General features: G+C 64.6%; 1 pseudogene. It reads right to left on the reverse strand.

What is annotated here, in order from left to right:
- Positions 1-932: pseudogene (locus tag ENZ74_RS33040) on the reverse strand (sarcosine oxidase subunit alpha family protein); the annotation flags it as partial.

Below are 932 nucleotides of genomic sequence, written 5' to 3' on the forward strand. Positions count from 1 at the left end.
GGCAGATCCTCGCCGCCTGTGTCACCGGCACGCCTGATATTTCGCCGCGCACGATGCCCATGAAGGGCAAGGTGGCGTTGTCGACCGACGTGCCGGTGACACAGGCGGCGAGGATCTGCCTGGCCTTCGGGCCGCCGATCGCGGCACCTGCCCATTCGTCTGTCACCGAGGTGACGTGGACTTTCAGCTCCGGCCAGATCACGTCGAGGAAATATTCCAGATGCTGCATCACCTTGCCGGCGTTGGCCGTGGTGGTGGTCATCAGAAAATCCTGCTCGCCGAGCCGCCAGGTGGTGCCATCGTCGAAGGCGAGGCCGTCCTCGCGCAGCATCAGCCCGTAGCGGGCCTTGCCGACGGCCAGCGTCGAAAACATGTTGGTGTAGACGCGGTCGAGGAATGCGGCGGCATCAGGGCCTTGCACCGCGATCTTACCCAGTGTCGAGACATCGACGATGCCGGCGCTTTCGCGCGTCGCCTTGGCTTCGCGCACATAGGCCTGCTCGACCGTTTCGCCTGAAAGCCCATAGATCATCGGCCGGTACCAGAGGCCGGCGGAATACATCGTCGCGCCATTGGCCAGATGCCAGTCATGCATCGGCGTCAATCGTTCTGGCTTCAGGTCGCCAAAACGCTCGGCAGCCAGCGAGCCGATCGACACCGGAGCAAAGGGCGGCCGGAAGCGTGTCGTGCCGACCTCGGGGATCGGCTTGCCCAGCGCCTCGGCCATGATGGCAAGGCCAGGCACGTTGGAGCTCTTGCCCTGGTCGGTCGCCATGCCGAGCGTGGTGTAGCGCTTGAGATGCTCGACCGAGACAAAGCCTTCCCGGTGAGCCAGCCGCACGTCCTCGGCCGTTACGTCATGCTGGAAATCGACAAAGCTCTTGCCCTTGGCCCTGATCTCGAACACCGGGGCGGGGTCGGGATCGCCAGGC

Origin of the sequence: Mesorhizobium sp. M7A.F.Ca.CA.002.15.2.1, assembly GCF_003998715.1 — a bacterium.
GTDB classification, from domain to species: Bacteria; Pseudomonadota; Alphaproteobacteria; order Rhizobiales; family Rhizobiaceae; genus Mesorhizobium; species Mesorhizobium ciceri.